A 760-nucleotide genomic window follows, 5' to 3' on the forward strand; every position below is an offset into this window, starting at 1 on the left:
TCTCCGGTGGTCAGCAGCAGCGTCTGGTGATTGCCCGTGCCATCGCCATCGAGCCGGAAGTGTTGCTGCTCGATGAACCGACCTCGGCGCTCGACCCCATCTCCACCCTCACCATCGAGGAGCTGATCAACGAGCTCAAGAGCCAGTTCACCGTGGTGATCGTGACCCACAACATGCAACAGGCTGCGCGCGTGTCGGATCAGACCGCCTTCATGTATATGGGCGAGCTTATCGAGTACTCGGATACCAACACCATTTTCACCACCCCGGCCAAGAAAAAGACCGAAGATTACATTACCGGTCGTTACGGCTAAGGAGAGGAGAGGATGAATCTCAGCAAACAGATTGGCAGTCGGTTCAACGGCTAAGGCATAATCGGAGCAATCAAGGATTATTTGTATGGACAATATGAACCTCAATAAACACATCTCCGGTCAGTTCAATGCCGAGCTAGAGAGCGTGCGCAACCAGGTGCTGGTGATGGGCGGTCTGGTGGAGCAGCAGCTCACCGACGCCATTGCGGCGATCCACGATCAGGATCTCGATGCGGCCCGCAAAATCGTGGCCAACGACCACAAGGTCAACGCCATGGAAGTGGCGATCGACGAGGAGTGCACCCGCATCATCGCCAAGCGTCAGCCGACAGCCTCAGACCTGCGACTGGTGATGGCCATTATCAAGACCATCACCGACCTGGAGCGCATTGGCGACGTGGCCGACAAGATCGCCCGCATGCTGACCGACAACGCCAACAAGCCGC

2 protein-coding genes are annotated in these 760 nt (G+C 57.0%); both read left to right on the plus strand.

Features of this window, described 5'->3' with window-relative positions; translation table 11 throughout:
• On the plus strand, window positions 1–314 hold a 314-nt coding region (locus AACR14_RS16120; RefSeq protein ID WP_019446923.1), incomplete at its 5' end, for a phosphate ABC transporter ATP-binding protein.
• An 85-nt stretch (window positions 315–399) separates the two neighbouring features.
• The coding region (phoU, locus tag AACR14_RS16125; protein ID WP_019446924.1) for a phosphate signaling complex protein PhoU at window positions 400–760 on the plus strand (361 nt) is incomplete at its 3' end.

Origin of the sequence: Aeromonas sp. 159, assembly GCF_963862045.1 — a bacterium.
GTDB classification, from domain to species: Bacteria; Pseudomonadota; Gammaproteobacteria; order Enterobacterales; family Aeromonadaceae; genus Aeromonas; species Aeromonas veronii.